At 56.7% G+C, this 23,618-nt stretch carries 26 protein-coding genes; 17 read left to right on the top strand and 9 right to left on the bottom strand.

Features of this window, described 5'->3' with window-relative positions:
* The first annotated feature begins 18 nt into the window (after positions 1-18).
* From AC2FH6_RS09960 to AC2FH6_RS09915, 10 genes are all read left to right on the top strand, one after another.
* Positions 19-1,167, top strand: a complete 1,149-nt coding sequence (locus AC2FH6_RS09960) for a TRAP transporter substrate-binding protein (RefSeq protein ID WP_142637699.1) — start codon at positions 19-21, stop codon at positions 1,165-1,167.
* A gap of 113 nt (positions 1,168-1,280) precedes the next feature.
* On the top strand, positions 1,281-1,793 hold the full coding sequence (locus AC2FH6_RS09955; RefSeq protein ID WP_281973202.1) for a TRAP transporter small permease: 513 nt from the start codon (positions 1,281-1,283) through the stop codon (positions 1,791-1,793).
* A gap of 12 nt (positions 1,794-1,805) precedes the next feature.
* Positions 1,806-3,134, top strand: coding sequence for a TRAP transporter large permease (locus AC2FH6_RS09950; RefSeq protein ID WP_142637703.1), 1,329 nt, complete (start codon positions 1,806-1,808; stop codon positions 3,132-3,134).
* Between the two features lie 12 nt (positions 3,135-3,146).
* Positions 3,147-4,454 carry a histidinol dehydrogenase gene (gene hisD, locus AC2FH6_RS09945; RefSeq protein WP_282027724.1) on the top strand — a complete coding sequence of 436 codons (1,308 nt, stop codon included), beginning with the start codon at positions 3,147-3,149 and terminating at the stop codon, positions 4,452-4,454.
* The gene (locus AC2FH6_RS09940; RefSeq protein WP_496702330.1) at positions 4,447-5,208 is read left to right on the top strand and encodes an SDR family NAD(P)-dependent oxidoreductase; all 762 of its coding nucleotides are present in this window, start codon (positions 4,447-4,449) and stop codon (positions 5,206-5,208) included. Before hisD ends, AC2FH6_RS09940 begins: the two co-directional genes overlap by 8 nt.
* Positions 5,205-6,185 (top strand): zinc-dependent alcohol dehydrogenase, encoded by a 981-nt coding sequence (locus AC2FH6_RS09935; RefSeq protein ID WP_496702329.1) that lies wholly within the window; start codon positions 5,205-5,207, stop codon positions 6,183-6,185. The genes AC2FH6_RS09940 and AC2FH6_RS09935 overlap by 4 nt, the downstream gene beginning before the upstream one ends.
* Positions 6,186-6,218: 33 nt before the next feature.
* Positions 6,219-6,632, top strand: coding sequence for a universal stress protein (locus AC2FH6_RS09930; RefSeq protein WP_496702328.1), 414 nt, complete (start codon positions 6,219-6,221; stop codon positions 6,630-6,632).
* A gap of 40 nt (positions 6,633-6,672) precedes the next feature.
* Positions 6,673-7,179 carry a sulfopyruvate decarboxylase subunit alpha gene (gene comD / locus AC2FH6_RS09925; protein WP_496702327.1) on the top strand — a complete coding sequence of 169 codons (507 nt, stop codon included), beginning with the start codon at positions 6,673-6,675 and terminating at the stop codon, positions 7,177-7,179.
* Entirely contained in the window at positions 7,176-7,730 is a 555-nt protein-coding gene (gene comE, locus AC2FH6_RS09920) for a sulfopyruvate decarboxylase subunit beta (RefSeq protein WP_496701293.1), read from the top strand. The genes comD and comE overlap by 4 nt, the downstream gene beginning before the upstream one ends.
* The gene (locus AC2FH6_RS09915; protein ID WP_496702326.1) at positions 7,730-8,821 is read left to right on the top strand and encodes an alpha-hydroxy acid oxidase; all 1,092 of its coding nucleotides are present in this window, start codon (positions 7,730-7,732) and stop codon (positions 8,819-8,821) included. The genes comE and AC2FH6_RS09915 overlap by 1 nt, the downstream gene beginning before the upstream one ends.
* Positions 8,822-9,049: 228 nt before the next feature.
* On the opposite strand, the gene AC2FH6_RS09910 is transcribed toward AC2FH6_RS09915, so the two are convergent.
* Complete coding sequence (locus AC2FH6_RS09910; RefSeq protein ID WP_496702325.1) at positions 9,050-9,928, bottom strand: LysR substrate-binding domain-containing protein; 879 nt, start codon at positions 9,926-9,928, stop codon at positions 9,050-9,052.
* Positions 9,929-10,026: 98 nt separating this feature from the next.
* Between AC2FH6_RS09910 and AC2FH6_RS09905 the strand changes: the two genes are divergently transcribed.
* Positions 10,027-10,731, top strand: a complete 705-nt coding sequence (locus AC2FH6_RS09905) for an SDR family oxidoreductase (protein WP_142637939.1) — start codon at positions 10,027-10,029, stop codon at positions 10,729-10,731.
* Positions 10,732-10,755: 24 nt separating this feature from the next.
* On the opposite strand, the gene AC2FH6_RS09900 is transcribed toward AC2FH6_RS09905, so the two are convergent.
* From AC2FH6_RS09900 to AC2FH6_RS09885, 4 genes are read right to left on the bottom strand one after another with little or no spacing between them, the layout of a single operon-like run.
* Positions 10,756-11,544 (bottom strand): heme ABC transporter ATP-binding protein, encoded by a 789-nt coding sequence (locus tag AC2FH6_RS09900; RefSeq protein WP_496702324.1) that lies wholly within the window; start codon positions 11,542-11,544, stop codon positions 10,756-10,758.
* Between the two features lie 3 nt (positions 11,545-11,547).
* Entirely contained in the window at positions 11,548-12,624 is a 1,077-nt protein-coding gene (locus AC2FH6_RS09895; protein ID WP_496702323.1) for a FecCD family ABC transporter permease, read from the bottom strand.
* On the bottom strand, positions 12,621-13,487 hold the full coding sequence (locus AC2FH6_RS09890; RefSeq protein WP_496702322.1) for a heme/hemin ABC transporter substrate-binding protein: 867 nt from the start codon (positions 13,485-13,487) through the stop codon (positions 12,621-12,623). The genes AC2FH6_RS09895 and AC2FH6_RS09890 overlap by 4 nt, the downstream gene beginning before the upstream one ends.
* Positions 13,484-14,539: a hemin-degrading factor gene (locus AC2FH6_RS09885; RefSeq protein WP_496702321.1), complete on the bottom strand. Its 1,056-nt coding sequence runs from the start codon at positions 14,537-14,539 to the stop codon at positions 13,484-13,486. The genes AC2FH6_RS09890 and AC2FH6_RS09885 overlap by 4 nt, the downstream gene beginning before the upstream one ends.
* 238 nt (positions 14,540-14,777) lie before the next feature.
* Between AC2FH6_RS09885 and AC2FH6_RS09880 the strand changes: the two genes are divergently transcribed.
* Genes AC2FH6_RS09880 through AC2FH6_RS09855 form a run of 6 tightly spaced genes read left to right on the top strand, consistent with a single transcriptional unit; the run spans position 14,778 to position 19,519 of the window.
* On the top strand, positions 14,778-16,808 hold the full coding sequence (locus AC2FH6_RS09880) for a TonB-dependent receptor domain-containing protein (RefSeq protein ID WP_496702320.1): 2,031 nt from the start codon (positions 14,778-14,780) through the stop codon (positions 16,806-16,808).
* A gap of 20 nt (positions 16,809-16,828) precedes the next feature.
* Positions 16,829-17,275: a hypothetical protein gene (locus AC2FH6_RS09875; protein ID WP_496690031.1), complete on the top strand. Its 447-nt coding sequence runs from the start codon at positions 16,829-16,831 to the stop codon at positions 17,273-17,275.
* A 4-nt stretch (positions 17,276-17,279) separates the two neighbouring features.
* Positions 17,280-17,948, top strand: a complete 669-nt coding sequence (locus AC2FH6_RS09870; RefSeq protein WP_496692969.1) for a MotA/TolQ/ExbB proton channel family protein — start codon at positions 17,280-17,282, stop codon at positions 17,946-17,948.
* Entirely contained in the window at positions 17,938-18,309 is a 372-nt protein-coding gene (locus AC2FH6_RS09865; RefSeq protein WP_496701278.1) for a biopolymer transporter ExbD, read from the top strand. The genes AC2FH6_RS09870 and AC2FH6_RS09865 overlap by 11 nt, the downstream gene beginning before the upstream one ends.
* The gene (locus AC2FH6_RS09860) at positions 18,309-18,701 is read left to right on the top strand and encodes an ExbD/TolR family protein (RefSeq protein ID WP_496701276.1); all 393 of its coding nucleotides are present in this window, start codon (positions 18,309-18,311) and stop codon (positions 18,699-18,701) included. The genes AC2FH6_RS09865 and AC2FH6_RS09860 overlap by 1 nt, the downstream gene beginning before the upstream one ends.
* Positions 18,698-19,519: an energy transducer TonB gene (locus AC2FH6_RS09855; RefSeq protein ID WP_496702318.1), complete on the top strand. Its 822-nt coding sequence runs from the start codon at positions 18,698-18,700 to the stop codon at positions 19,517-19,519. The genes AC2FH6_RS09860 and AC2FH6_RS09855 overlap by 4 nt, the downstream gene beginning before the upstream one ends.
* Positions 19,520-19,585: 66 nt before the next feature.
* Here the strand turns inward: AC2FH6_RS09855 and AC2FH6_RS09850 are convergent, their stop codons facing one another.
* From AC2FH6_RS09850 to AC2FH6_RS09835, 4 genes are all read right to left on the bottom strand, one after another.
* Complete coding sequence (locus tag AC2FH6_RS09850) at positions 19,586-20,320, bottom strand: ATP-binding cassette domain-containing protein (protein WP_496692973.1); 735 nt, start codon at positions 20,318-20,320, stop codon at positions 19,586-19,588.
* A complete protein-coding gene (locus AC2FH6_RS09845; RefSeq protein WP_496702317.1) occupies positions 20,317-21,528 on the bottom strand; it encodes an alanine racemase in 1,212 nt (403 codons plus the stop codon). The genes AC2FH6_RS09850 and AC2FH6_RS09845 overlap by 4 nt, the downstream gene beginning before the upstream one ends.
* Before the next feature lie 16 nt (positions 21,529-21,544).
* Positions 21,545-22,498, bottom strand: coding sequence for an ABC transporter permease (locus tag AC2FH6_RS09840; protein WP_496702316.1), 954 nt, complete (start codon positions 22,496-22,498; stop codon positions 21,545-21,547).
* Positions 22,499-22,559: 61 nt separating this feature from the next.
* Entirely contained in the window at positions 22,560-23,609 is a 1,050-nt protein-coding gene (locus AC2FH6_RS09835) for a substrate-binding domain-containing protein (protein WP_496692975.1), read from the bottom strand.
* Between the last annotated feature and the right edge of the window lie 9 nt (positions 23,610-23,618).

Here is a 23,618-nt window from a genome sequence, read left to right as displayed (position 1 = left end):
TTTCTGGGAGGAAACATAATGGACAAAGATCGCAAGGACCTTGCGTCGGCAGCACGCCGAAATTTTCTGAAATTGACGGCAACAGGCGGCTTCACAGCGGCCATGGTAGCTGGTGCTGCGGGGACGTTGTGGTCAACTGAAGCTGCAGCGCAAAGTGCCAGCGAAGAGCGCGACCGCGAGGCTGCTGCGGACCATATCATGGTTCTGGCAACTGCCTATCCGGTCGGTGCGTCGCGTGGTTATCCAATCATGCAGCTGGACCTGAAGGAAAACATCCAGAACGCGACCAACGGCAAGGTCTATGTCAAACTCGCGCCTGGCGGGCAGCTGGGTGCAGGCGGCGCGCTGGTGCAGGCGGTGCAGGGTGGCACAATTCAGGCAGCACAGCATTCGCTTTCGAATTTCGCGCCGTTTGCGTCGACCGTTGACCTGATCAACATGCCGTATCTGTGCGGGTCAAACCAGCGTTTCACAAACCTCGTCAACTCGCAGTTCTGGAAGGACACGGTCGAGCCGAAGGTTGAGGAGAACGGCTTCAAGGCGTTGTTTTATATCAACATCGACCCCCGTGTCGTTGCCATCCGCAAGGGTGGCCCCGGACCGGTCCTGACACCTGGCGACCTGTCCGGCGTCAAGTTCCGCGTTCCCGGCTCGAAGATGCTGCAGCAATACTATCGCATGGTTGGTGCGAACCCGACGCCTGTGGCGTGGGGCGAAACCCCGTCGGCCATCAAACAGGGTGTCGCTGACGCGCTTGATCCGTCCGTGGGTGCGCTCGAAGTCTTTGGTTTCAAAGATATCCTGAGCCATGTGACTTTCACCCAGGCCGTGCCAGACAGCCAAGTTTATTCGTGCAACCTGGAATGGTTTAACTCAATGCCCGCCGACGTGCAGGAAGGGATCATGTGGGGGTCCGAGATGACCTCGCACCAGAACCTTGCCAAAGTGCCATCGGCCCGCGCCTACGCTATGGCCGAACTGATCAAAGCAGGTGTCGAATTCCACTCGCTCAGCGAAGAGCAACTGGCCGAATGGAAAGCCGCTGGTGGCTACCAACGGTCCGAATGGGACGAGTTCAAGATCGATCTGGCCGGGTCCATGGACAACTTCGCCAAGATGGAAGAAGCCGCAGGTACCCAAGGCAAGTACTACGTGCATGACGCTTAACTGTCGGGTCGGGCGTGCCTCCACGCGCGCCCGATCACCAATCTTTCCCGCCTCAGTAAAATCCAAACGCGTCAGCGCGGTTTGTTTTGCTAGGCAAATCAGCAGGTTCTCACATGAGCTTTTTGCGCCGAATTGATAGAGACGCCGAGCGCTGGTTGCTTCTGGTCTTCTACGTGATGCTTGTCATCACCATGGCGATCGAGGTGCTGCGCCGGGAAATATTCTCTTTTTCCTCGATCTGGGGCGAAGAAATTGTGCGGTACTCCTTCATCTATCTCGCATGGATTGGTGCTGCGGCTGCAGTGAAAGAGCGCGCGCATATCCGCATTGACGTGCTGATGCACTACCTTGGGCCGCGTCCGAAGGCTTTGCTGTATATCTTTGGCGACCTGGTGATGTTCGGTGTTGCTGTGATTGCCCTCTATTGGTCCTACGAAGCCGTGCATGTGTCTGCCAAATTCGGGTCGGTCACGGACGGGCTGCGCATTTCCAAAGTATGGTTCCTGATGGCGGTTCCATTGGGGTTCGGCCTGATCATATTGCGGCTGATTCAATCCCTACTGCGCGACATCCATTCTCTCAGAACGGGCAAACCCGTTTTTGAGGGCGACACACTCTTTGATTGAGGGATGATTTGAATGCTTTGGCAAACCTTTGATCAAACCGTCGAGCTGGGTTGGGATTTCTATCTGCCCGTTATCATATTCGTCTCGCTGATTGCACTGGCGGTTCCGGTTTGGGCCGCCATCGGGACCTCGGCGATCCTGATGTTGGTCATGTCCGGCGACCTTCCCCTGAGCCTTGTTGGTGAAAAGCTGTTCACCGGCATTGATGCCTTTGCGCTGACCGCGGTGCCGCTGTTTATCCTGACAGGGGACGTGCTGGTCCGAACCGGGCTCAGTCGAAAATTCCTTGATGTTGCCGAGGCACTGACGTGTTTCACCAAGGGTGGTTTCGGGTCTGCGACGGTTCTTGTCTGTGGCATGTTCGCGGCCATTTCGGGATCGGACGCAGCTGGTGCGGCCGCGGTCGGACGTATGACTATCGCACGCTTGGTCGAAAGTGGCTATCCGCGCCCCTATGCCTGCGCTCTGGTGGCGGCGGGCGCCTGTACCGGCATTTTGATCCCACCGTCGATCGCCTATATCATCATCGGCCTTGTTCTGGGGATATCCGCATCGACCTTGTTCCTTGCGGCTTTGATCCCTGGGATCGCGATCCTGTTGTCGATCCTGATCACGAACCTGATCGTGAACCGCATCTACGCCTATGAAGGTGGCGGACAGATGACGATGGCCGAATGGTTGGGTAATCTGGGCCGTGCTCTAAAATCCGGTTGGTATGCGTTTATCGTGCCGGGCATCATCTTTTACGGCATATTCTCGGGCCGCCTGACACCAACAGAAGCGGGTGCAACGGCCGTCGTCGTGACAATCATCATGGGCTTTATTCTGCGGACGCTGTCCCTTGCGGATTTTCCCGCCATGCTGGTCAGTTCGGCAAAGGTGAACGGCGTCATCCTTCCCATAATCGCTTTCTCGGCTCCGCTGGCCGAAGCGCTGGCCATCATGGGTGTGCCGCAAGGTTTTGTGACATCGGTGACCGGGCTGACGGATGAACCATGGTTACTTATCCTGCTGATGATCGGAATCCTGATCGCCGCCGGTTGCGTTATGGAAACCACGCCGAATATCGTGATCCTTGCGCCTATCCTGAAACCACTCGCGGACAACATCGGCATGAACGAGATACAGTTCTGCATCATGATGATCACAGCTCTTGGCGTAGGCTTCATCACGCCGCCATTGGGGCTCAACCTGTTCGTGGTGTCTGGCATAACCGGGGAATCCATCCTCAAGATTGCCGCCCGTGCCGTTCCCTTTGTTCTTTGCATGTTCTTGGTTGTGTTGCTGATTGCTTATATGCCAGCGATTTCGACTACGTTCTTGCCCGAAATCTACAAGTAGGACCTCGCTAAGATGAAACGTGAATACCTGAAAAAAGCGACCCTAACCGCTAAATCGGATGCTTCCGAAGTCCACGAGACGGTCAGGACAATTCTGGCTGATATTGAGGCAGGCGGAGATGCAAAGGCTATGGAATACGCCGCCAAGTTCGATCGGTACGAGGGCAATGTCCTGTTGACCGCCGAAGAAATCGAGGCGGCAGGAGCGCTTGTGCCGGAGAGGCTGAAAGCGGACATCCGGTTTGCGCATGACAACGTCAAACGGTTTGCCGAGGCGCAAAAGGCCACAGTATCCGATGTCGAGGTTGAAATCGTACCGGGCATGATTGCAGGGCAAAAGGCTATCCCTGTTGATGCGGCGGGCTGTTATGTGCCCGGCGGTCGCTATAGCCACATTGCTTCGGCCATCATGACTGTGACAACGGCCAAAGTTGCAGGTTGTCGCCACATTACCGCCTGTTCGCCACCCCGCCCCGGTGTAGGAGTTGCCCCGGCCATCATTTATGCCGCGAACCTATGTGGTGCGGACAAGATTATGGCACTTGGTGGCGTTCAGGGTGTGGCTGCAATGACGTTCGGACTGTTTGGCCTGCCCAAGGCCAACATCCTCGTGGGCCCCGGCAATCAGTTTGTTGCAGAAGCCAAGCGCATTCTTTTTGGCCGTGTCGGGATCGACATGATCGCGGGCCCAACGGACAGTTTGATCCTTGCAGATGCAACAGCTGATCCGCATATCGTGGCAACGGATTTGGTAAGTCAGGCCGAACATGGCTACAACTCGCCTGTTTGGCTGGTCACAGATGACCGGGTGTTGGCCGAAAAGGTGATGGAGCTTGTGCCTGCCCTGATTGATGATCTGCCCGAGGTGAACCGCGACAACGCCTTTGCCGCTTGGCGTGACTATGCCGAAGTGATCGTTTGCTCAGATCGCGAAGAAATGGCAGTTTGCTCCGATGATTACGCACCCGAACACCTGACAGTGCAGGCCGAAGATCTGGATTGGTGGCTTGAGCGGCTCACATGTTACGGCTCGTTGTTCCTTGGGGAAGAGACAACCGTTTCCTATGGCGACAAGGCAACGGGCACCAACCATGTGCTGCCAACGTCAGGGGCCGCGAATTATACCGGCGGTTTGTCGGTCCATAAATACATGAAGATCGTCACTTGGCAGCGCGCCACACGCGAAGGTGCCAAGCAGGTAGCCGAAGCTACAGCGCGTATTTCCCGCCTTGAGGGGATGGAAGGGCACGCCCGTGCTGCGGATGTTCGTCTGGCCAAGTATTTCCCGGATGAAGCGTTCGACCTGACTGCAAATGGCTGATCCACGATCTCTGTTTGACCTGACTGGCCGCGTGGCCTGTGTAACTGGGGCCAGTTCCGGCCTCGGGCGGCGTGCGGTCATCGCACTGACAAGCGCCGGAGCTCGCGTGGTGGGCGTAGCGCGGCGCGAAGACGCGCTGCAGGGCTTGCAAGACGAGGTCGGCGAAGATGTCGATTACGTTGTGGCCGATGTTGCCGACCGTGATGCGCTCACTGACTTGGTACAGGCGGTCGGCGCACCGTTTGGCGCGCCGGACATTGTTGTGCACGCCGCGGGCATTAACACCCGTCAGACGGCGGATGAGGTGACACCAGAAGGCTGGGATCAGACCGTGGCACTGAACATCTCGGCCCCGTTTTTCCTGAGCCAGGCGCTGGTGCCCGCGATGAAGGCCAAGGGGTGGGGGCGGATCGTGAATTTTGCGTCGCTCCAAACCACGCGCGCGTTTCCCGGTGGCATCGCCTATGGCACGACCAAAGCGGGCATCGCGCAACTGACCCGCGCTATGGCCGAGGCGTGGTCGACTTATGGCATCACAGCCAATGCGATTGGGCCTGGGTTTTTTCCGACAGAACTGACCGAGGCCGTCTTTGCCGATCCGAACCGAGCCACGCGCAATGCCGCCCAGACCTGCATCGGACGCAATGGCCGTTTGGAAGACATGGACGGCCCCATGCTGTTTCTCTGCTCGGACGCGTCCGGTTACGTGACCGGACAAACCCTGATGGTCGACGGAGGGTTCACAGCAAAATGAAAGCGTTGGTCTACGAAGGTGTCGAAACGCTTGGTGTGCGCGAAGTCCCCAACCCGACAGTCGGTCAGGGCCAGTCGCTGGTTCGTATCGAAGCCTCGGGCATCTGCGGATCGGACATGCATGCCTATCTTGGCCACGACGACAGGCGCCCTGCGCCCCTGATCCTTGGCCATGAGGCCGCAGGTGTGATTGAAGGCGGCGCCCGTGACGGCGAACGGGTCACGATCAACCCGCTGGTCAGTTGTGGCACCTGTCCCGCGTGTCAGACGGGCCGCGATAATCTGTGCCCGGACCGTATGATCATTTCCATGCCGCCGCGCGAAGGGGCTTTTGCCCAATATGTGGCAATGCAAGGCAGCAATCTTATCGCGGTGCCGGATCATGTTTCGTTGCAAAAGGCTGCACTGGCCGAACCTCTGGCCGTCAGTTGGCATTCCATACGGTTGGGGCTGATGGCGCTTGATCCGGGTGCCAGCCGCACGGCGCTTGTGCTGGGCGGCGGGGCCATTGGCCTTGCTGCGGCCCTTGCCCTCAAGGCACAAGGGGTCGATGACGTAACCGTTGCTGAACCAAGCGACAAGCGACGCACATTCCTGGAAGATGAATGCCTAGTGAAATCTGTACCCGCAGGGGCAGGGCAGTACGGCATCGTGGTCGACGCCGTCGGATACGCGGCAACACGCGCGGCAGCTTCTGCCATGGCTGAACCGGGGGGTGTCATTGTCCACATCGGCCTGGGCGAAGACACGGGTGGCCTCGATATCCGGCGGATGACCTTGCAAGAGGTGACGTTCATCGGAACCTATACCTACACACCGGAGGACTTCCGGGAAACCTGCACCGCGCTTTTCGATGGTGCGCTTGGCCCGCTAGACTGGGCAGAACATCGCAGCCTGAATGATGGACCGCAGGCATTTGCCGATCTACGATCGGGAGTGGTTGCAGCCCCCAAGATCATCCTCGACCCGTGGGCCTGACACTTATGATCACCAACCAAATGGAGACACTTCATGTACCATAAAATCCTCGTCCCCATGGCGCTGGACCATGGCGTGTCGACTCATACACTTGAGATAGCCAACGCGCTGCGTGCAAAGGATGCCCAGATCTTCGCCCTTCACGTCCATGAGGCGCCCCAAGGCTCGGTCAGTGCCTATCTGGACGAAGAAACGGTTGCCGCCGGGTTTGAAAAAGCGCGCGCTGATCTTGAGGGTAAATTGTCTGGACATCCCGGTGTCACGCCGGTGATTGTAAAGGGACATTCGGCCCGCACTATCATTGACTATTCCGAGGCGCATGGCATCGACTGCATCGTGATTGGATCCCACAAGCCCGGCCTCAGAGACTATTTCCTTGGCTCCACAGCTGCCCGCGTCGTGCGGCACGCAGGCTGTGCCGTCCATGTGCATCGCGCGTCCTCTTGAGGACGCCCTCCACCTCTTTCAAGAAAGGCTCTTCTGGAACATGAACATAGACAAGAAGATCACCGACGATCTTGTCGCGAATGATATCTCATTCGTGACGACGGTGCCCTGCAAACAGCTTGCGGGCGTTATCGAAGAAATCGACCAACACCCGGATATCTTCCATATTCCGTCGAACAAGGAAGACGAGGGCATGGGCCTATGTGCCGGTGCGTGGATGGGTGGAAAACGCCCTGCGATCATCATGCAGAACACAGCCATTGGGGTGACGATCAACACTCTTGCGACGTTGATCCAGTATTACCGGATGCCTCTGCCGATGTTGATCAGCTACCGCGGAGAGCTCCGCGAACCTGTGGCGTGTCAGGTGGAAATGGCGGTGCATACCAAGGCGCTGCTGGCGCAGATGAATATCCCCACCTACCACTTCCATCACCAGAAGGATTTGGAAGAGCTGGATATGATCCTGAAGTATACCTTTATGTGCAACAAACCCGTGGCAATCCTGACCGATGCCAATTTCTGGGGAGGCTATGGCGACCAATGATCCGTTCTGAAATCCTCAAGGAAATTGCACCTCAACTTCGTGATCAACTAGTGGTCTGCAACATTGGCATCCCCAGCCAAGAACTGCATGCCATCGACGATCAACCAACGAATTTCTACATGCTCGGCACGATGGGCCTCGCTTCGTCAATCGGCTTGGGTCTGGCGCTGGCTCAGCCAAAAACCGTGATCTCTATCGATGGGGACGGGTCGGTGTTGACCAATCTGGGCACCTTGCCAACCATTGGGAACAATATGCCCCCGAATTTCATCCTGATGGTCATCGACAACGGATCATATGGATCAACCGGTGATCAGCCGACCTATACAGGGCGCAAAACCGATCTGGCGGGCATGGCGCGTGCGGCCGGATGTGACAATGTCGTTGAAGTACAGGATGTTGATACCGGCAAAGCACTGCAAGAGGCGATGGACGCACAGGTCGGCACGGTCATGATTGTGAAATGCGACAGCGGAAATGCCAAGATGCCAGTCATTACAATGGACCCGGTGATCATCAAGGATCGCTTTATGAAAGCGGTGGCTGGTTGATGAACCGCGCCGCGCGAATTCATTCCAGTGCGGATGCGCGGCGTTTGGCCAAGGCACGTCTGCCTTGGATGGTGTTTGACTATATCGATGGGGCCGCAGGGTCAGAAACAGGGGCTGCGCGTAACCGCGCTGCTCTGGATGACATTTGCCTTGAACCCCGAATATTGAAAGACGTCAGCAATCGGTCTTTGGACATGCCGCTGTTTGGCAAGATTGCCAAGCGGCCCTTTGGCATTGCGCCGATGGGGATGTGCAACCTGTCCAGACCTGGTGCCGATCTGATGCTAGCGCGGTTGGCCGCACGCGAATCCGTGCCCTTGGGGGTATCGACCGTCGCCTCAACCCCGCTGGAAAAGCTGATCGAGGTCGCCGAGGGGCACGCGTGGTTCCAGCTTTATTTCAGCGGGGACGGAACGGGGTCGTTCAAGCTGGCAAAGCGGGCGCAAGATGCCGGATACGAAACCCTGATCGTCACCGTTGACGTGCCCGAGGTTGGTCGCCGTCCGCGTGAGCTGCGCCATGGTTTTACCATGCCGTTTCGTATCGGCCCACGCCAGTTTCTGGACTTTGCCCTGCACCCGCAATGGTCGCTTATGTCACTTGCCGCAGGTCGTCCGCAGATGGCAAATTTCGAGATGCCGGGCTTTGAATTCGACCGCACCGAAAGCCGCGCGAGGGCGACTTGGACAACATTGAAGGCTCTGCGCGATTTGTGGCAGGGCAACCTGGTAGTAAAAGGCGTGACCAACGCCGAGGATGCGCTGCAGCTGAAATCCGAAGGCGTTGACGCCATTCAAGTGTCAAATCATGGCGCACGGCAACTTGAAAGCGCACCCGCTGCCGTTCACGCGCTGGGCCGGATACGAGACAGCGTTGGTGCGGATTTTCCGCTATTCTACGACAGTGGCTTACGATCTGGCGAAGACGTTCTGAAAGCCCTCGATCAGAGTGCAAATTACGTGTTTTTTGGCCGCGTATTGCAATTTGCCATCGCCGCGGCCGGCGAAGAAGGTTTGCATAGACTGTGGAATATCCTCAGCGAAGAGTTGTCCAGTGCACTTGCTCAGGTTGGTCGGACGAAACTGACCTGAAGCAACTGAACAAATGTGAATGCCGTCGGTAATGCCTCTAACGCACACGATCCGGATGCCGTTACGAACTATTTTGCCCCGGATGCTGTGTTCGACTACGCCAGCGGCTCGAGGTGTTTGCCCGCAGGTTCGAGAGCACTAAGACCCTGAATTGGGAAGCGTTGGGAAACCTAAGCAGCCCTTCATTTCAGACGCGCATGCGTGCGCTTTGCAGGAATCGAAAGCCGATCACGTTTCTTTCGCCGACCGCGATTTTAGCCAGTTTACGACTTGCATCACCGCGTGTTGGTTTGCGGCCGAACGCTCTATGAGGAGGTAAAAATCGCTACCACCGATGTCTCTTGCCGCACCAACCTCTACCAGGCGTCCTGCCTCAAGATCTCGGGAAACCATGAAACGGCTGACAAGGGCCACACCCTGCCGCGCGATCGCAGCGTCAACCGCAAGCGCTGTCTGGCTTAATCGAAGGCCGCGTTGCGATTTGTCACGAACCCCAAGGTCTGCAAGGTATCGCGGCCAAAGGTCATGCGTGTCATGAATTTTGGGCAGGCGTGCAAGGTCATCTGGTGTTAACGGATTGAATCCGTCGCTGATAAACTCGGGTGCGGCGACGGCAATCACCTCTTGCCTGAAAATAAGCGCCGCCCGAAGCGCGGCGCCAAACGGCGGCGATCCCTGCCGGACGGCAAGGTCGATCCCGTCGCTGTGAAAGCTGGAAACTTTTTCAGTGGCCATGATCCGCAAGTCGATTTCCGGATGGCTCTCTGCAAAGTCCGGCAGATTCGGGATCAACCATCTGGCAGCAAAAGTCGGGGTGACGCTTATTATAACCTTGTCCGGTTCCGGCTTTAGCTCGGCGGTTGCAGATCTAAGGCTCGCAAAGGCAACCGATATACGTGCGTGATAGCTACGGCCAACCGAGGTGAACTCCAATCCTTTGGGCACCCTTTCGAACAATGTGACTTCTAGGTGAGCTTCCAGGAGTCGCACCTGCTGCGCCACCGCCCCTTGTGTTACGCCCAACTCATCGGCAGCGGCGCGGAAACTGAGGCGGCGCCCAGCGACTTCGAAAGCCCGTAAACCGTTGAGGGGAGGAAGATCAGCCATGAGACAATAGTATTTCTACTGTAATGAAACATCAAATCTCAATCGAACGACCCATTGAAACAGGATATTTTCGCAGAATACATAAGGGGAATCGTCAGATGGCAGTAGAAAAAGTAGCTTTGATTACCGCGGGCGGGAGTGGCATGGGTGCTGACGCGGCGCGCCGGCTTGCCAAAGATGGCTTCAAAGTCGGGATCCTCTCTTCTTCGGGTAAAGGCGAAGCACTCGGCGCCGAGCTGGGTGGTTTTGGCGTCACTGGTTCTAACCTCAGTGGTGACGATCTGACTGCTTTGGTCACGGGCGCCACGGAGCGTTGGGGCCGCGTCGATGTCTTGGTCAATTCCGCCGGTCATGGCCCGAAAGGGCCCGTATTAGAGATCGGTGACGATGACTGGCATCAGGGGATGGAGGTCTATCTGATGAATGTGATCCGCCCAACACGGCTGGTGACACCCTTGATGCAGCAACAGGGCAGGGGGGTGATTATCAACATCTCTACTTTCGCGGCGTTCGAGCCCGATCCGCTGTTTCCAACATCAGGCGTCTTCCGGGCAGGATTGGCCGCCTTTGCCAAACTCTATTCCGATAAATATGCCGCAGAGAATATTCGCATGAATAACATCCTGCCAGGTTTCATCGACAGCTTGCCCGAAACAGAAGACCGCAAAGCCCGGATTCCGATGGGACGTTACGGTCATGCTGCGGAGGTCTCTTCGCTTGTCTCATGGCTGGCGTCTGAAGGCGGTGGCTATATGACGGGTCAAAACTTGCGCGTTGACGGAGGATTGACCCGCGCTGTCTGAGGCAACGTATCTGTTTGCACAACATCAAGCCTCAATGCACTTGTGCATTGCCTGAGGCAGTACAAAAGGAAGCGGGCCGGTCGGCACAATGCCGATCGGTAGGTTGATGCCGTAAACTTGCTGCATCAGGTTGTCGGTGAGGATATTTGAAGGTGTGCCAGAGCCCCAGACAGTGCCCTGTGACATCACGTAAATACAGTCTGCAAATAACGCGGTGAGGTTCAGATCGTGCATCACCACCACCACACCTCCACCTTGGGCGGCAAATTCGCTTGCGATACCAAGGACCGTAAATTGATGCGCGATATCCAGGCTGGCAACCGGTTCGTCCAGTAAAAGCCAGCTGGGATGATCGGCCCGTTGTGCCTGCCAGACCTGCGTCAAAACACGGGCTAACTGTACGCGCTGCTGCTCACCCCCGGACAGGGTCTGGTAAGACCTCTGCTCGAACCCGGCTAGGTCGACATGTGCCAGGGCGGTAGTGACCGAACCGTCATCTTGTGCGGCCAACCCGTTTGCCAGCCCCAGTCTGACAATCTCGTGCACTTTGAAAGGAAAGGCCACGCTGGTCGATTGTGGCAGCACGCCCCGTTTCGCGGCCAGTTGCCAGGGTTTTAACTCTGAGATGTCGTGGCCGTTCAGGGTGACGGTTCCGGTCGAGGCAATCTCTCCGGCCAATGCCTTTAGTAAGGTCGATTTGCCCGATCCGTTGGGCCCGATGATTGCGGTGACATGACCGGGATCGGCCTTGAAATTCACGTCGTGCAAGATGTCCTTTCGGCCCAGGCTGACGCAGATGTTCTTACCTTGCATGATTTACATTCCCATAATGCCGTGGCGGCGCAGGAGGATCCAAAGAAAGACCGGTGCGCCGAGAATTGCCGTGACGATCCCGATTGGCAGTTCCGCCGGGGCCACCACGACCCGGCTGATCATGTCGGCGCATAGCAGCAGACTGGCACCCAGCAGGGCGGAATTCATCAAAAGCCTGTGGTGGTCCGGCCCTGTGGCCAGACGTAGCAAATGGGGGACCACAATTCCGATGAATCCGATGCCGCCGGACACGGCAACAGCGGCCCCTGTTGCGCCGGAAACTGCAAGAATGGCGATGTTCTTGCTGCGCTGAACCGGGATGCCCATGTGATGGGCCACCGCCTCTCCCATCGCCAGGCCGTTAAGCGCGCGAGCCAGAAATTGTGTGCTTGCAAGGGCAACCAAAATGATTGGCGCAGCCGAGGCGATTTTGGTCCAGGTTGCCCCAGCTAACGATCCCATTCCCCAGAACGTCAGGTCGCGTAATTGCTGATCATCGGCCATGTAGACCAGAACACCCGATGCGGCGCCGGATAAGGCACCTAATGCAATGCCGGCCAGTAGCATGGTTGCGACCGATGTCTGCCCTCCGCTGGTCGAGACACGGTATAGGATCAGAACAGACGCCCAGCCACCAAGAAAAGCAGCAATGGCCACTAACCCGTTTCCGGTCCAGACCAAAACCGACACTGGCACGTGGCTGCCAAGCATGATGGCTGAAATTGCGCCCAGACCTGCGCCCGCGCTGACGCCGACAATTCCGGGGTCCGCCAACGGATTTCGGAAAAGCCCTTGCATGACCACCCCTGAAACAGCCAGTGCGGCACCGACCAGTATCCCCATTGCAAGCCGGGGCAACCGTATGTCCCAAAGGACAATCCGATTCAGGTCAGTCAGGGACCGCCCATTGATTAGGTCAATCACCGCCATGTTTAACGACGCATCCGAAGCACCGACTGAAATGCTTGCGGCGCTGGTCAGGCCAAGCAATACCAGTAAGGCCAAAGTAACCCGCCGTGCGGTTGCTCGCCGATTGTACCTGGGTGCCTCGGCGCTCATATGATCCAACGCCAGCGTCATGAGCCACCTTCATCCTGCAGGGCTGCTGACAGATCAGAAATGGCACTGGCGGTTCGAGGGCCAAACCCAAGCAGATATGCACCCTGCATGCGGATCAGCATCTTGTTCTGGCCCGCCGGGGTCAGCTTGACTGCGGGCAGTGAAAAGAGCGCGGCATCCTCGGTATTATGATCACCCCGCCGATCCATCATAAGGATGACATCAGGCGCAGCCGACACCAGCGCTTCGGGCGTCATTGGCTTGTAACCTGACACTTTGGCGGCGGCATTTACACCGCCAGCCAATCGAATGATGCTGTCTGCTTGGGTATCCACACCTCCCACTGTGATCCGGTTATCCTGCACCGACAGAACAAACAGAACCCGTTTCGGGTTGGATCCTGCGGCACTACTAGCCGCCAATTCCGCCTGATTGATCTGGCGTATGGTTTGCGCTGCCAATCCCTCGGCAGCAACGTCAGCGCCCAGCACGGCCCCAACGGTTTGGATTTTTTCGACCACGCCTTCCAGAGAGAACCCATCCTTGATCGTGACGTATTGCACGCCCGCTTCCTGCAGAACCGCAATCGCCTCTGGTGGTCCTGAACCTTCAAGCGCCAGGACCAAGTCTGGTTCTACCGACAAAACGCCTTCGGGCGACAGCGCGCGTCGGTATCCGATATCGGGCAGGTTCATCGCTTCTGTCGGGTAGGTTGATGTTCGGTCGCGACCAACAAGCCTGTCTTGCTGACCCAGAGCGTAGACGATTTCAGTGATGGAACTGCCGATCGCGATGATCCGCTTTGGTTCGTCGTCCGCAGCCTGCGCGACCTGTGTACTTAGCAGCATAGCCAAGGCAGGCCAGATCACTCGCATCCTGTTCATGTCAGCGCGGCCTCGGGTTGGGGTTCAAGTGCGGCAACTAACTCATTCCAGATTGGGCGATGGTCGGATTCGCCGGCGCGGCGGCCAAAAATCTGGAAGATCAGCCCACCTTCGGCATCGAAGGCCTCAACCGAGACGGCAGGGCCGCGCTGAGTCGGTTTGGTGACAGCCCAAACCTCTGCAATATGGTCCGTCCTCAGATGCAAATTGAAACGCGGGTCAAGCACATTGAACCAGGGTCCCATCTGCTTGATCGTTCCGATACGGCCACCGTGAATTTCGATACATCCACGATTGCCAACAAAGATCATCACCTCAATTTCATTGTCGCACACTTGTTCGAACATTGGTGATATTACCGACGGCGTCAGTTCCCTGACGAGCGGTTGGCCGGCGATGCGATAGGCCCCCAAGCGGTTCATCTTGAGCTTTGAGGTCAAGCGCATGAACTGGTGGGTGTCCGTCATCTTGGCCCATTCCGCACGTAGGATTTCCGTCTTTTCGGGGTTGGCTTTGGGCGCTTCGGTCGGTCGGCGCGGTTCTAGATCAAGAGTTTGCGATTGGTCTTCAGACGCCAGGGTACTGACAAGCTGGTTCCAATGATCCAGGTCCGAACCCTTGCGCAGGAAAATCTTATGCACTGCGTCGCCTGCGGCATCAAAAATCTGCAGGGACCTTTTCACGCCGCTGTCGGTTTTGCGTTCGATCGCAAAGGCATGGACCCAATGGCTGGGAAACATGCGCAAATCAATCTCATCCGTTAGAACCATCGAGGCATGCGCGCCCGAATGGTAATTGTCGTATTGTCCGACCTTTTCGATCACGCATGAGGTATTGCGCGTCAAAGCCATAACCTCTCCCAAACCGTTAAGCCTTGGAAAAAGGTCATCAAGTTTTGCTGTCAGCCGTGTAACGTCGTTCCCGGCGAAGGCAGCGACCAACTGGCTTTCGGTAAGTCCGATCGATTCCGCCAGATCACGGTCACGTTTGCCGCTGTTTTGCGCATAGGCTGCACGAATTTGAGCCGGGGTGTTAGGCACCTGTTCCGTCATGGGTTTTCCCATCTTCGAGTTGATTTTCAGAGGCGCTGGCCCGGCAGCCGAATTGTTCGGGTGCCCGCTGGCGAGAGTCGGCGATGCGACGACGATTTATTGTTGACTGTTTTAGTAACCTTTATTAACGAGCACAAGTCGCCAAAAAAAGGCGGCTCCAAAAAACAATAGAACAGACTGACCAAAGCCAGCATGGCGCAAGCATTTCAGGTCCTCCCACTGTTTCGAAGGGACAGAGATGCGTGTGCAAATACGGAAGATAGCTTTGCTGGGAACGGCTTCGTGCCTCAGCATGATTGCGGCTGGCGCTATGGCGCAAGAACAAGACGATGGTTTCCTTGGCACCCTGATACTTGGGGAAAGCAAACGAGAGATTCAGACAGACACCGCCGTGCCGGTCACAAATATTGATCAGGAAGAGATCGATGACCGGCAGGCCAATACGGTTGCAGAGCTGATCGACTCGGTTCCGGGAGTAAGCTTGGTGAACGGCTCGACCCCTCAGGGATCGGGCATCAATATTCGCGGCTATGGTGCAAACGGCACGTTCGGAACCGACCAGAAGGTTCTGATCCTGGTCGATGGCGCCACAACGGGCGCGGAAGAGCTGTATCGGATCGGCAACCAGCTTTTTACTGACCCCCAGCTTTACAAAAGCGTCTCGGTCATTCGGGGCACTGTCGGGTCATTCGAATATGGGTCCGGGGTTGTTGGCGGTGTCGTTCAGCTGGAAACCAAGGACGCGTCAGATTTCACCGGTGGCGAGCCGGGTTTCCGGTTCCGTCAAACCTTTGAGGGGTATTCGAACGGCAACGGTTTTGCCTCGTCCTCGATCCTGGCGTGGCAGCCGAATACGCAAACGGAATTCCTGTTCAACTATACCTATCGGGATCAGGACGATCAGGAAGACGGCAATGGTGACGAGATCGGGAACAGCGCCTTCACGTTGCCGTCGCTTCTGGCTAAGGGCAAATACAGCTTCGGCAACGATCTCGAACATTCGTTCACCGCATCCTACAACCAGTCCACATCTGAAGAGCGCGACGTTCCTTATGACTCGTTTGGCACCACGTCGGATGCCTTTGGTAATGTAGACCGTGATATCGAAACAAAGATCGGAATCCTGCGGTATCAATATCAACCCACTGGAAATGATCTGGTAGATCTGGATGTGAACCTCAGCTATTCTGAGCAGGCGATCGAAAGCAGCTATGTTCCCGGGTCTTCCAGCCTTGAAGGCACGCCATTCTTCCCCGGCATTCAGGCCCTGGCAGATGCCACACATAACTATGAAACGACAAAGCTGACGATCAAGAACACGTCGTATTTCCAGACCGGCATCGCCTCGCATGATCTGCGGGCAGGGATCGAGTTTATCAACCGCGAACGGTTGGACGCGGCATCGGCCCCGGGCGGAACTGACCGTCGTTTTGCCCTGTTTGCTGTGGACGATGTGCAGATCGGTGACAATCTGACGATTACCCCCGCGGTGCGATATGAGACGCAGGACATCGACGGTGATGATGACGCCGCGGCCCCGTTCAACGAAAGCTATGACAACAACGCGCTTATGGGCGGGTTGTCGGCGCGGTACGCGTTCAACAGCGGTTTCGCGATCTTTGGTGGTGCGGCCTACACGGAAAGCCTGCCGATCATCGATGATCTGGGCACGCCGCTTTACATGACGCAACCCGAGAGATCCCGCACGTGGGAAGCTGGTTTTTCCTATGATCGCGGTGACGTGTTTGCCGAGGGCGACGTGATCCGCGCCAAGGTCAATTTCTATCAAACGACCCTGTGGGATATCACCTCCTACGTCTCTGGCACCCCGTCTCAACCCCTGTCCGAAGTGGAAACAAAAGGCGCCGAGATCGAAGCCTCTTATGCCAATGCGGGTGGGTTCTACGTCGATTTCAACTCGAACATCGTGACGGGTACGGAAACCAGCGCCACCGGCGATGACTCGCGTTGGCGGAATGAGCCGTCGGATTCCGCGCGCCTGACATTGGGCAAGCGGTTCGGTCAGACGTTGGACGTCAGCTGGGAAATCTTCGGTGCCCGGGCCGGAACGGACTCGAGCGGGGACGCGACCGCGGGATACGGAGTAAACTCTCTGCGTGCGACCTACATGCCGCAAGAGGGTATGTTTGAAGGCTTTGAGCTGCGCGCCGGTATCGAGAACATCCTTGATAAGGACTACCGCCCGAACCTGTCGACCCGCAATTCGACGGGCCGGACCTTCAAGCTCGGCCTGGCCAAAACCTTCTGATCCCAAGGAAAGGACCCGTTATGCGAAGTGCGGCAGCAAACAAAGCCAGCGCTGTCCTGTCGACCCTGCTCTCAGTCTTGGGGGCAGGGATCGCCAGCGCAGAAGACGTGCCCAAGACTGGCGGCGTATCAATCGAACTCAGCTCTGCCGAAGCAAGGGGGCAAAACTGTCTGCTCAGCTTTGTCGCCGAAAATATGCATGAGGTCGACATCAACGGTGCGGTCTATGAAACCGTCCTGTTTGGCAAAAACGGTGCGGTCGCGTTAATTACCCTGCTGGATTTCGAAGAACTGCCCGCAGGCCGCCCACGGGTCAGGCAGTTTCAATTCACCGACATGGCCTGTGACCAGATCAGCCGGATTCTGTTCAACGGCGTGCAGGAATGCATGACCCAGAGCGGTAACAAAGATGCCTGCATGAATGGCCTCAGTCTAAAAAGCCGCCTTGAAACTGAGATGATTGGATAAAGCTATGTCCGAAATGCTGCAAAAACTGATGGAAATCCTGCAATTAGGGGGCCCGGTGGTGGCGATCCTGATTGCAGCCTCAATCGCGACCCTCGCCTTGGTCTTTTACAAAATCTGGCAATACAAAGCGGCGGGAGTCGGCCGACACGTCGAATTGTCAAGGGCGATCGACGCATGGGACCGAGAAGACCCCACGGCCGCCAGAATATACCTGAACAAAAGCCGTAGTTACCTGGCGCCGGTGATCGCAATGGCATTGTCCGGGAATGATCGCACCTTGTCCGAACGGGTCGATGCCGAGGCTGAGACGCGATTTGCAAAACTGGAACAGGGTCTCAACGTGCTGGACATCGTCTCGCAACTTGCGCCCCTGCTTGGATTGTTCGGCACAGTGCTGGGCATGATCGAAGCCTTCCAGACCCTGCAGGGGGCAGGCAACGCTGTTGACCCATCGTTGCTGGCTGGGGGCATCTGGGTGGCGCTGATGACAACAGCAGCGGGGCTGGCTGTAGCCATGCCGACGTCACTGATCCTGACCTGGTTTGAGGCCCGCGTGAACCGGGAACGCGTCTTTGCCAACCGTGCGCTCAGAACAATATTTGCCCCCGGCCATGCCGAGGAGACCGAGCAAACGGCAGGGGCGTCAATTACGGCGCTGGTACATGGCGCTTAATGTGCAAAGAAAGCGGCGCAAACGCCTGTCAATGACTTCGCTTATAGATGTCATCTTTTTGCTGCTGTTGTTTTTCATGCTGACATCCACATTCTCAAAATTTTCCGAGATTCAGTTTTCGACGGCCTCCGTCGGCGGCGCGGAGCCAGAACAAGCCATCCGGTTTATTAAACTGGATGCAGACCGAATTCTGGTCGATGGTGCGCCTGTACCATTGGCGCAGGTCGCCCCAATGCTGCTCGACGCCAATTCCCAAATCGCGCTCATCAGCCTCGGACCAAAAGCAACCTCTCAGCAGCTGATTGATCTGCTCATCGTGCTGGCACCTGTCGAAAACTTGCGCACTCAGGTTTTGGGCTGATGCAGTTGAAATCGAAGCCCAGACAAAGCCGAGAGCCAACCATCGCGCTGATCAATGTCGTGTTCCTGATGCTTATATTCTTCATGATCGCAGGCACCCTTACGCCGCCGCTCAACGGATCGGTTCAGCTTGTCGAAACGATGGATCTGGAGGGACGCGAGCCGCCTGATGCATTGGTTATCCGTGCGGATGGCACACTTGAATATCGCGGGGCAGAGCTGACCAATGCTGCGGCCTATGTAGAGCGGGCGGCTGTTGATCTGCCCTTTGATGCGGTTCGGATCGTGCCGGATCGATCCTTGCCTGCGGTTGCGCTCAAACAGATCAGCGATGACTTGCGCGGGTTGGGTGCAAGTCAGGTTTATGTCGTGACCGAAAGGGGATTACGGTGATAACCAAATCCCGCGCGGTGGTTCTGATTTCTGTCGCATTGGCCGTAGCGACACATGGCCTTGCGCTTTTGGATTATTCGACCGCCGAACAGGTGCAGGTCGAAGGTGGCGGAGAGGAGAGGGCCGCCGCGCTGGGATCTGTATTCAAGGACTTCGTCGCCGGAACAAATGCACCAGCACCGGCCAGCACGCGCAAGAAACCGGCAGCACCTCATCGGTTGCAACCCAAGGCCCGCCCTGTCAAGCAGCAGCGCACAACGTCGCCGCAAACTCTCAGCCCGGTTGTGAGCAGCGCTACGGCCGCGACCGCTGTTGCGCCAAGCCCTCTCAGGCCTCAGGACGCTGAAACACCGAACAGACAGGGTGATGCTGCTTCGGTGTCGCCGACCGAGGATGCCAAGCCGCCGGAACCGGAAAAACAGGCAAGCAATCAAACTGCCACCGCGCATGGCAACGCGAAACAATCGGGGAAAAAAGGCGACGCCACCGGGAAAACCACGAAAGGCGCGGCAAAGGTTGCTACATCCACGTCAGCGCTGACCGCATCCGGCAATGCCGACGCCAGCAACTATGCTGGACAGATTAAACGCAAGATTATCCGCGCCCGGAGAAAGAGCGCCAATATTCGAGGTGCCGCGTTGGTGTCCTTTCGAATAGCTGAGAACGGGACATTGCAGGCGGTAGGAATAGTACGCAGTTCAGGATCAAAGCGGTTGGATCAGATCGCCCTTGCCCAGGTAAAAGCGGCTGCACCTTTCCCGCCACCTCCGGCAGGGGTGAGACGAGATTATACTTTCGAAATCGTCGGGCAGCGATAGGTGTCATATCCCATCGAGCCAAAGGGCCCCTGTGTAAAGATGGGGACAGGGCTGCGCTTTGCGCCATCAACTATGAACACCGGTGATCATGGCGACAATTTCGTTCTTGTCGGTCTCGGCAGTTGTTCTGACGCCTATCTGTTCACCCCGACGTAAAACGCAGATGCGGTCGGCAAGACGAAAAACCTGATCCAGGGAATGGCTGATGATCAAGATTGCCAGATTGCGATCCTTAAGTGACGCGACGAGGTCCTCAACCTTCGCAGTCTCTGCAACGCCAAGTGCTGCAGTGGGTTCATCCAGAAGGATCAATTTGCTGGCCCAATGGGTTGCTCGCGCGATAGCAATGCCCTGTCTTTGGCCTCCGCTCAAATCACGTATGGCTGCGCGCTCAGAGGGGATGCGCACGTCAAGCTGATCAACAAGGCTTTGGGTTTCGGCACGCATGCGTGCTTTATCGAGCAGTCCAAAAGGTTTGCGCGTCAGTTCGCGGCCCAGAAACATGTTCATATAAACCGGCTGTTCGTCAGCCAATGCGAGGTCCTGATAGACCACCTCAATACCATGTGATCGAGCCGCGCTAGCATCCGAAAAACCGACTTCTTCGCCGTCGAGCGCGATCTCGCCGCTGGTTGGTCGATGCACGCCAGAGATGATCTTGACGAGCGTGGATTTACCCGCGCCATTATCACCGACCAGAGCCACGATTTCACCGGGGTAGAGGTCCAGTGAAAAATTCTGGATTGCGACCACTCCGCCAAAAGATTTGTGGATTTGCTTGAGGGAAAGAACCGGAGTCATTGCGCAAATGCTCCCGGCCAGCTGACGTGGTCGCCAAAGCCGTTTTCGATTGAGGTAAGCTCTGGCATTCCGCTGTCTACGCCTTTTATCCCGGCAACCAAAGCGCGGGTTACAAAGGCCTGCCCACGGAAACCGAAGACAACCGTGTCGCCTGGTGCGGGGTTTTGATCGCTGTCGCTGTCGATCATGGCGTAGTAATCTATTGCGGAATAATCAGGAATTTCGACATTTCGCAGGGCTGACCGGCTGATTGTCGGGCTGCTGCTTACCAGCGCCCGAACCTGGTATTTCGGGAAAACCGGATCGATATAGAGCCCGCCGCCAAAGCAATAGGCTTTCCCGCCGTGATGGTGCGAGACCTCGGAAAGGTAAAGTACGGCGGGATCCTCAGGAAGGTCTTCTACCGCATGGAGAGGTGTCGTGCCATGTAGGCCATTGCCCGGTTCAACCTGCGTGGCCCCGGCTTCGGCTAATGCTGGAAGAACAGCTGAAGATGTCGTTCCGGGGGCATTGATTTCGATCTCCGTACGCCCAGCACGCGCCAGAGCTTCTGCAGCCACGTTGAGCGTGTGGAGGTTTGGGGTCGGCACAACCTTGCGGGCATCCTGGTCGAAAAGCAGGGCGGGAAAGGTCGTAATGCCTGCAAAGCGCCCGCCCTGCAGCGCATCCAAACGGTCGGCCACCGCCAGGATATCATTCGCGTCAAATCCCCCCTCGTGGCCACGATAAAACGTATCCCCTTCAGTCTGGATGCGCGCCATCAGTGCCTGTTCTCTCTCGGCCCGAGCAGAGGCGTCTGCCGCCTCTTTTGCCTTGTTGTCCGAGAATACCGTCCAATAGTTCGGGCGTAGTTTGGCTGCGGCGAAGAGAGCTTCTTGGCGGGGCACCTGTACAAGGTGACCCAAATGACCTGTCCTTAAGCCAGCGCGGTCACATGCCAAGGCGCAGGCCATATCCACGGCGACGGACCGGCTGATGCCACCGCGTATGACCGCCTGACAAAAGCCGGAATGGCGACCCACCTGTTTGGTCATGGCAAAAGTTGTAAGGCCATGCCCACGGGCCACATCAGAGAAAAGGCGCGCGTTGCGTTCGACGGCATCCAGGTCAAGCACATAGGCGTTTGCGGGGATCTTCCCTTGTTGATGCAAGGCCATGGCGGCCTCGATGAACTTGGGGTTGCGGCGTATGAGAAGATCAAGAAACATTGGGTTGCTCCGGTGTCTATCGGCGGATTTCGCGGAGTGAAATTGCTACGGCGATCAGTATGATCAGCCCGCGTACGATCATCTGGTCCGAGACCTGAAGCCCCATCAGGATCAGCCCGTTATTCAGCATTCCCATCATGAGCGAGCCCAAAAGCGCACCTATTATGGATCCCTTGCCGCCATTAAGCGCAGTGCCACCTACGATGACAGCGGCAATGACCGTCATCAGATCGCTTTCGCCCATTGTATATTTGGCGGCTTGAATACGCCCGGCATAGAGCAAACCAGCCAGCCCAGCGGTTGCGCCGCACAAGGTCAGAACCATCAGCCGGATACGGGGAACCCTGATGCCAGAGACTTGGGCTGCGCGGGCATTGTCCCCAACGGCCAGAACGTGTGCGCCAAAACGTGTGTGTCGGTAGATGACATGGCCAATCAGCACTGCAATCACGGTCCAGATGACAAGTGAAGGTACACCAAACAGCTTGCCCGAGCCGAAGACCCCGGTGAAAATCCCGTTAACGACAGGAATGGATCGCAGATCGGTCATCGAACGCGCAATTCCGGCAAATAACCCCATGGTGGCCAAGGTCACCAGAAATGATGGCAACCGCAGATAGGCCACCAATGCACCATTGAACGCGCCGATCAGAATGCCTGCGCCAAGCCCCGCTGCGACACCCAGGATCATTGGGCCGTTCTGCATCGCAACAGCTGCCGAGAGGGCTGCAACAGCTACGACAGAGCCAAAACTCAGGTCGATCTCTCCGGCTGACAGGGCAAAGACCAATCCGATGGCCATGATCGTGGCTGGGGCTGTCTGAAGGACGATATTTGTCAGATTCCGACTGGTCAGAAACCCGTCATCGTAGAGAGTGATCCCAAAAAACAGAAAGATCGCAAGAAAGCCGAAATAAATGACACAGCGCTGTAGATCCAAGTCGCGCATACGTTGAAAAGCCTGTTCCATGGATGCCTCTGGGAATATCCGGTTGCGGCAGGTCGCCAGAGGCGACCTGCCCATCAGGTCTCTACTTCGATGTCAGACTGGCTGGTGCATCAATATTCAGCGAGTTTTGCCATCCATCGGCAACGTTGTCCGCTGTCACTGTCAATGCAGGGGCTACAACAAAGGATGGTACGTCCTCGCCCAGCAGGTCGAGCACGGCACTGGCGGCCATTGCACGCCCCAGTTCATAGGCTTCATCGGCAACAATCGCCGCGACATTCCCACCCTGAACCATATCAAGGGCAATCGGCTCTGACAGATCCAATGTCACGATCTTGGTCGAGGTGTTTCCGTTCGTCCGCAGCGCTGCAAGAATACCCTCTGCCGGACCAGCCCAGGTTACGTAGATTCCACCCAGGTCTGGGTTTTTCAGCAGCATAGCATTGGCAATCTCTTCGGCGCGCGCAGGATCAGAAATGCCTTGTTCTGCAACGATTGTGATGTTCGGATAGTCGTTCTCAATCGTGGTCTTGAAAGCGTTGTCGCGCTGATTGGTCACATAATAATCTGCGTCGTGATAAATCCATCCAACTGTTCCTTCATTGCCCATGGCAGCCGCAAGCGCATCCGCCGCTTGTTTGCCCATCTGAAACAGGTCATCCGTCACGATTGCCGCATAGTCGTCCGGGTGCTTGTAGCCGGCCGGCAGGTTCGAGAGGAAACTTAGGGCAACTCCGGCCTCTTTTGCCTCTGCAAATGCTGCGGCAGAGGTCACCGGGTCCAGAGGAAGCGACAGAATGATATTGGGCGATTTGGCCATGACCGTCTCGATATCGCTACGTTGTTTTGCAGCATCAAATCCTGCGCTTGTCACGGCAACGACCTCGATCCCCAGACGCGCAAATTCATCGCTGGCACCTGCTGTTACCGCATTCACAAAGTCGGATTGGTCATGCCACAGCAAAGCAGCTGAATATCCAGCATCTTTCACCTTTTCGACATCATCATCAGCGACAACAACCATTGATGAAGGGGTGGCACTTTCCCCCGCTGGACCGATGGTTTCGGCGTATAAGCTGCCCGCCAGCGCGAACATCGCGGTAGCGGCAAATGTGCTTCTAACAAGTGACATGTTTGTCCT

This window comes from Ruegeria sp. CDSC045 (genome assembly GCF_059610725.1).
The sequence above is the reverse complement of the archived record's forward strand: the minus strand, read 5'-3'. Positions and strand labels throughout refer to the sequence as shown.